The sequence below is a fragment of the Acidiferrobacteraceae bacterium genome, from assembly GCA_037388825.1.
Taxonomy (GTDB): Bacteria; Pseudomonadota; Gammaproteobacteria; order Acidiferrobacterales; family JAJDNE01; genus JARRJV01.
This window is the reverse complement of the sequence record JARRJV010000078.1, coordinates 1-7,162: the sequence shown is the minus strand read 5'-3', so window position 1 is coordinate 7,162 and position 7,162 is coordinate 1. Positions and strand designations below refer to the sequence as shown.

Annotated in this window: 5 protein-coding genes; 3 read left to right on the top strand and 2 right to left on the bottom strand. The window is 56.9% G+C overall.

All coding sequences use genetic code 11. The features are described 5' to 3' along the window. Window positions 1–674, bottom strand: a 674-nt coding sequence (locus tag P8X48_11510) for a multicopper oxidase domain-containing protein (GenBank protein ID MEJ2107930.1), incomplete at its 3' end; no start/stop codon positions are given. 917 nt (window positions 675–1,591) lie between these two features. Between P8X48_11510 and galE the strand changes: the two genes are divergently transcribed. From galE to P8X48_11495, 3 genes are all read left to right on the top strand, one after another. After that, window positions 1,592–2,572 (top strand): UDP-glucose 4-epimerase GalE, encoded by a 981-nt coding sequence (galE, locus tag P8X48_11505; protein MEJ2107929.1) that lies wholly within the window; start codon window positions 1,592–1,594, stop codon window positions 2,570–2,572. A gap of 285 nt (window positions 2,573–2,857) precedes the next feature. Next, entirely contained in the window at window positions 2,858–4,711 is a 1,854-nt protein-coding gene (locus P8X48_11500) for a hypothetical protein (GenBank protein ID MEJ2107928.1), read from the top strand. Window positions 4,712–4,810: 99 nt separating this feature from the next. After that, a complete protein-coding gene (locus P8X48_11495; GenBank protein MEJ2107927.1) occupies window positions 4,811–6,088 on the top strand; it encodes an ATP-grasp domain-containing protein in 1,278 nt (425 codons plus the stop codon). A gap of 63 nt (window positions 6,089–6,151) precedes the next feature. Here P8X48_11495 and P8X48_11490 read toward each other — a convergent pair whose 3' ends face one another. Continuing rightward, complete coding sequence (locus P8X48_11490) at window positions 6,152–6,883, bottom strand: class I SAM-dependent methyltransferase (protein MEJ2107926.1); 732 nt, start codon at window positions 6,881–6,883, stop codon at window positions 6,152–6,154. Between the last annotated feature and the right edge of the window lie 279 nt (window positions 6,884–7,162).

The window sequence follows — 7,162 nt, the reverse complement described above, 5'->3', positions numbered from 1 at the left end:
GCGATCATGGCGTTGATGCTTGGATCGTCTTCCTGGGGGGCACCCGGTGGTCGGCTGGAAATGCCATTGATAGTGAAATAGCGCGGAGTATAGGTGCCACTGGGTGTTCCGCCCGATTGGATGGTTGCATTCCAGTTTGGGTCCACGTCATGGAACAGCCAGAACTGCTGCTTCACGAAGGTTCGGCTGCCGGCAAAAACCTGGTTGGACCTGCCATACGGCATGACCGCGAACGCGCCGTGCAGACCGACCAGGCGATTGTACGGTGCGGTCCTCCCCTTGTACTGGGCATCATAATAAAAGTGAGTGCCCGGATTCTTCGCCGTGAACTGGAACGTCTTGGATTGTCCTGCGCCGATGGATTGATTCACCATTCCATCAATGACGAAGGTGTGACTCTGGTTCAGGGTGTTGTGGATGGTAACGACTACGGTGTCTTTTTCCTGAACGATCATCGGCGTGCCAGGTGCATTCAAACCGCTCGCCGAATCGCTGAAACCGCGGAAATAGACATCCACGCCATCCGGCTGCGTGATCAGGCCATCGGTGATATAGAACGTCTTCGACACGGTTGCCGCGCTGGCCCGTGGCGTCCAGGTCAGAAGACTGCCTGCACTGCCAATGGCACCTACGGCTCCCGCGGTACCCGCCTTCAGAAAGTCTCTTCTTTTCATCTCCCCTCCGTGCTGGTTCCACTTGTACTTCTCGTTTTTTTGGCGCGCACAGGCCCCGGGGCGCCGATTCGGCACCTGGTCACAATGCGCATGCTTTCCCTGGACCCTTGCCAGCAAAACGTGGCCGGTCCTGCCTGTTTCGAGGGGAAAAAACGGCGTTCGGCGTGGAATTACAGCCGACTCACATTCTCAGACCGGACTATCGGGACTCCGCCCGACTCCGGCCCACCTGCGCACCAAATCGATGCGCCCCCTCCTTCCTCAAATCCGCGAGCAAGGAACTCGCCGCGGCTGCTAATTAGCTTCGATTTATTATGAAATACTAATTAACAAAGATTTTATTTATTGACGTATTAATACGCTCTTATTACGGAAACGGTACACACGTACTTTTCTCATGTCAACGCCTGTGAACCCATCAACAGTCCGTGACAAGTGGCCTGCCTGGTGCAGCCTATCCCCCCAAACCCCTCCGTATGGGCCGTATCGCCCTGATCCCGGTCCCATGGGAGCGGATTACCGCCCCCGGTCGCCGCCCCGTCAGCGGGGCAGAATTCCGTGGTCCGGGGCAAACGGGAATACAACCATCCGCCCATTCGGGTTCCTGTCATGTATTTCGGCTAGCTTGTATCCGATTTATAATGCGTCCAGGATTTGCAACTCGGCGGGAGGCCGGCTCCACATTCCCGCCGGGCGCACATCCCGAACAAAAATAAACCAAGACTGTATCACTGGGGGTTTTTTTGATCGCTGGCACCAACCATTCGCCTGCGCGAGATACGACGACCTAGGAAGCACCCACCGGGGTCGCCAAAATCGCGCCGACCGCACTCCCTCCGTGCCACTGGCAAACCATCCGATGCGCAGAACGGGCATGCGCAATTTCGGAAAGACCTTCTGACACCCAAGGACCTGTTATGACAAAAAATGCAGTACTGATTACCGGTGGCGCGGGATACATTGGCAGTCATGTGGTTCGCCAGCTGGGCGAGCGCGGCGAACGCATTGTCGTTCTGGACAATCTCTCTACCGGCTTTCGGGATGCCGTACTGTATGGCGATCTCATTGTCGGCGACATTGGAGACTCAACACTGGTCGCCCAGATTCTCCGAGACTACGACGTTGATTCAGTGATGCACTTCGCCGGTTCTACCATTGTCCCGGAATCGGTGAGCGATCCCCTGAAGTACTATCACAACAACACCTGTAACACACGGGCACTGCTGGAGTGCTGCCGCGACAACGGCGTCCGGCACTTTATCTTTTCCTCCACCGCTGCGGTGTACGGGATTCCGGAATCGGGAATTGCCGCAGAGGACACGCCAACCGCCCCGATCAACCCCTATGGAACGTCGAAGTTGATGTCAGAATGGATGCTCCGGGACCTGGCCGCGGCCACGGACATGCGGTATATCGCCCTTCGCTACTTCAATGTCGCCGGCTCCGACCCACAGGGTCGAATCGGCCAGAATACGCCGAATGCGACCTTATTGATCAAGGTTGCTGCCGAAACCGCGGTGGGCAGACGCGAGAAGATATCGATTTTCGGAACGGACTATCCAACGCCGGATGGGACCGGTATTCGCGACTTCATCCACGTAGAGGATCTTTCCGACGCGCACCTGAAGGCACTGGACTATCTTCGCAAAGATGGTGCCTCAACGATATTGAATTGCGCCTATGGGCATGGCTATTCCGTACGAGAAGTACTGGATATGGTTCAAAGAGTACATGGCGCGCCGTTCACGATCGAAGAGGCACCGCGCCGACCCGGTGATCCGCCGGAACTGATCGCAACTGCAGATCGTATTCGGTCGCTTCTTGGTTGGGTGCCACGCTACGACGATCTGGCACAAATCGTTGAAAGCTCCCTCAACTGGGAGAAAACCAAATCTTGATCCGTGTGGCCTGGAATCAGGCCTGGCGGGGTCATATTACAAAACGGTGTATGCAAGGAAGTGCCGCATGCCAAATGACCGTAAGACTGAGGCCGACGAAATGCACTGCCAGCGAACGCTTTCTTGACCCGAAATATTACCTTGGCCGCCCGTCCTGTTGCTTGCGACCGTCGGCCGAAAAGCTCTTTGCATACAGTCCGGGCTCTATAGAATTGAACCAGTAAAGCTTTGCACATAACGCCAACTGCCACCGAATCACGTGGACATACGGAAGTGAGGTAACTCATGGAAAAACTACTGCCCGAGATTTTTCGCCGGCGATGGCATACCAGCCTCTTCTTGATCTTGCTCGTGTCAGTTGCAGGACCGCTGCTATCGTCCTGTATTCAAGGAAACACCTCATCGGGCGGAGGTGGTGTCGCACCGACCTACACGCTCTCTTCGACCGTCAGCGGTGCCGGCTCTGTTACCAGCAATCCATCCGCCGTCGACTGTACAGGGTCCTGCACCAATGGCTTCGCGCCGGGGATAAAACTCGTTCTGATCCCGACTCCGGACACCGGTAACGATTTCACGGGGTGGAGCGGCGCCTGTACCGGGCTGGCAACCTGCCTTCTTACCATGAGTTCAGACTCCACCGTAACTGCGTCTTTTGCGACCGCAGCAGCCGGCACAAAGCAGCTTATTGTTGTCAACGCGGGAGGCGGCACGGTGACCAGCGATGTCGCGGGTATCAATTGCGGAAATGACTGTAGTGAAAGCTACGCCGACAATACTCTCGTCACATTGACCGCAAGCCCGGCGACCGGCTATCAGTTCTCCGGCTGGACTGGTGCCTGCAGCGGGACGACTTCCACGTGCGACCTGACGATGAGCCAGCAATGGACGGCTACTGCCACATTTACCAGGACGGATCTGTGTGCAGGCCTGGTGACCGACCAGCTCAATCACCCGATGACCGCTCTCGCCAATCCACCTGTGGGCGGAACCGTGATCGATCCCGAGTTTGGAACCACCATACGCCGGATCACGGATGCGGGCAGCACCGGGCGCATTGTTCCCGCCTATTCGACCATCCCGGCATGGAATGCGGACGAAAGTTATTTGATTCTCTATCACACCACCGCTCAGTCTGGCGGTACCGTCCCCCATGGGTCGGGACACCAACTGTACAATGGCAAGACCTATCAATGGATCAAGAAGCTCAATTTCGTTCCGCCCGATCTCGAGCAGTTCTACTGGGATGCGACGGATCCAGACGTGTTCTATTACGTCGCACATGGCGCGCAGTTGACGAAATATACAATCAACCCTGATCCCACCGGCGCGGACAGCACAACGATCATTCATGATTTCTCGGACATTTGCGCCAGCGGTAGTGTTGATGGCGGCTCCGACCCGATGTACACGTCTTGGGATTCCGATGTCATTGGTCTTCGCTGCAACGCTGCCGGTAGCGGTACCCCGGTCGCGTTTGCCTACCGGTTCAGTACCGATACTGTCGGCAACACCTACACCTTGCCGGTGGGCCGCACCACCGCACCCGTCGCATCGGCCAGTGGCGGTTATCTGTTTCTCGCCAATGGGACGGACGCAGGCGAAGTTCGCGATTTCAACATGAACCTCATTCGCACGATGAACATTACCAGTCCGTTTGACCACGCCTCGCTCGGTCGCCTGGAGAATGGCCACGATACCCACAATGCCGTGGCCTTCGACGGCAGCCCCGTTGGGTCACTGATCGTGAACGACATGACCCTGGATCCCACCGACCCCAATGCCACGCGCGTAATCATTGGCCAGGATAATGGTTGGCCCTACCCGCCGTCCGGAGAACACGTCTCTGCCGTTGCCTTCAAGCGTCCCGGCTGGGTAGCGGAGTCAATCATCGGACAGGACTATGGCTCCGGGTATGGACAGAGGGTGCTCGAGAACGAATTGGTGCTGGCCAATACCAACCCCGGAGGCAGCGTTTGTCGCGTGGCCCACCATCGATCAACCGGCAACGGATACTGGGCGGAACCACATGTGGTGATCAGTCCCCGGGGCACACGGCTGCTCTTCGGAAGCGATTGGGGGGATAGCGCCACTAACGGGGTCAATACCTATGTTGTGGAACTTCCAAGCTACACACCGTGATCACCCTGATTTCTGATATTATAATTTGACAAACGCCCATGCGGGCCGTGCACCCCGCATGGGCGAAAATACAAACGAGAATTACCGGAGCCCAACCGAATGGCAAACCCCACGGCCTTCGTGCTCACGCACGAATCCAATCCCGACCGTACCTCACGTACAAACAGTCTTAAGGCACTTGCAATTACGCGCTCTCTGGGCCGCCGTGGCATTCCTGTCATTCGACTGCACCCGAACAGACTTGAACTCAGCCTGCTGTCCCGCTACTGCACGGCGACAGAGATCTGCCCGAACACCTACGGTGATGAATCGGAACTGCTCGAATTTCTTCTTGAATTGGGCAAACGTCATGAAGGGCCATTGGTACTGTTCCCCGCGAGTGACGACACTGCCTATTTTCTTGGTCGTCACCTCGACGCCCTATCCGGCACGTTTCGCATTCCAGCCGCCTCCCGCGCGACCATCGAACAAATCATCGACAAACGCGTCCAGTATGGCGAGGCGCAGAAGCTCGATATCCCGATCCCGGAAACCTACTTTCCGACGGATATGGCCGAGGTCCGCAAGCTGGCCCAGGAGATCAGCGGATATCCCTACGTCATCAAGCCGAACGTAGCCCACAAGTGGCGCCTGTCCTGGGTGCAACAAAAACTGAAATCCACCAAGGGAACTCCCATGAAGGGAGTCATGGTCCAGTCCGCCGACGAACTTCTGGCAGAGTACGAAAAGATCAGCCAGGGGGATACCGACGTCATGATTCAGGAGGTCATTGGTGGCGGCGATGAGTTGCTCTACACGTTCCTCGGCTATCTCGACAAGAACTCAAAGCCCCTGGGGTACTGTGTCCGCAGCAAGCTTCGCCAGTACCCACTCAAGTTCGGCTATTGCACGCTAACGGTATCCTGTCACAACCAGAAAGTCGTTGACCAGTCGATCCAGCTGCTACAGGGCATGAACTATCACGGGATCGTGGGCGTGGAATACAAGCACGACCCCAAGACGGATCGCTACAAGCTGATCGAAATCAACGCCCGGGCCGTCAATACCAGTGCTATTGCCCCCGCTTGCGGCGTCGACCTGCCCTACATCGCCTATCGCGACTCGATTGACCAGCCGCTGCCACCGGTGACGGAATGGAAAGACGATGTGAAGTGGATCTGGTTGACCCAGGATGCATTCGCCGCGCGCGAAATGAATCGCATGGGGAAGATGTCGCTCCGGCAATGGCTGCGATCAATCAAGGGAAGACGGGTACATGCCATCTTCGCCGGCGATGACCTTAAGCCCGTCGTCTACTATCTGGCGGCATTCCTTTCCCAAAACGTACCGAAGGTACTGTCACATATCTGGCGGCGCGGCATACTCCGTTCGTCCTGAACCGGTTCGCGCGATGCCAGCCCCTTGCGGTTCCCGGACCGTGCTTGTTTGGAGCGTCCTCGCCTACGCCTCCTTGCGCGCCACGATAATGCATACGTCCGCCGTTCCCTGGAAGACTCTCAGTAGCGGCAAACGGAAAATCCTGTCGAGCCGATGGCTCAAGCGGATCGAGGATGCGGGTGACAACAGCTGCCGTCCGTGCACGGTGAAGGGCCCGTAGCCAATATGCTTCTGTTCCAGTGCACGGAAACCGGCTCGGCCCAGCTCCGCAACAAGTCCCGACAGATTGAACAGTCGCGGAATGGGAACCTCGCGGTTCCCGTTTCCTAATTCTCCCTTCGCGATTCTCTTCAACCATCGCCGGATGCGTCCTGCGGTGCGGCGCGCCACTAGCAGTACATCCATCACGCCCGCGAGTGCGTATCGGTTTCGTACCGCCAGAATGAGCGTGCCATCGTCCCGCAACACACGCCGCATCTCCGATAACATGGGTTCGTTGCTCTGCAAGAAGCTGATAACCCCGAGACACACGATTGCATCGAAATCGCCATCCCGGAACGGAAGATTCTCGCTGTCGCCCCGCAATACCCTCGCTTTTTCCTTTGTCAGAGCGAGCAGGCGGTCACGTGCGCTCTCGACCATTTCCATCGAAAGATCCATTGCGGTCACATCCATCCCCGCATCCACCAGATCCCCGGCGATCACTCCCGCCCCACATCCAAGATCCAGCACACGACTGTCTGAATCAAGCTTCTGATCTACATAGTCGCCAACGAACTTACGTCGCTGATTCATGCTGTCTTCAAAGACATCGGCCGGATCTTCATACAATCTCGACCACGTGTGCGAGCCCCTGGCCGCAAACATCTCTTGTACTCTCTGTTTTCTTTCCACGTTGCTGTGCCCGCCTAGTTTTCTTTTAATTCCGTTCCCTACTCTTCCACCAATGCCTCATCGAGGACATCGGGCACATGCACCACGCCCTCCATCAGGCAACGTGCGGTGCGGAAGATCGTGGCGCTGGTGATGTTGATCGACTCACCATCCGCCTCAAATGATACCTCCGCATCGATC

What these genes read in the sequence shown, in the direction of transcription:
- galE (MEJ2107929.1), top strand. Translation starts at nt 1,592, where the DNA reads ATGACAAAAAATGCAGTACTGATTACCGGTGGCGCGGGATACATTGGC.
- P8X48_11500 (MEJ2107928.1), top strand. Translation starts at nt 2,858, where the DNA reads ATGGAAAAACTACTGCCCGAGATTTTTCGCCGGCGATGGCATACCAGC.
- P8X48_11495 (MEJ2107927.1), top strand. Translation starts at nt 4,811, where the DNA reads ATGGCAAACCCCACGGCCTTCGTGCTCACGCACGAATCCAATCCCGAC.
- P8X48_11490 (MEJ2107926.1), bottom strand. Translation starts at nt 6,883, where the DNA reads ATGAATCAGCGACGTAAGTTCGTTGGCGACTATGTAGATCAGAAGCTT.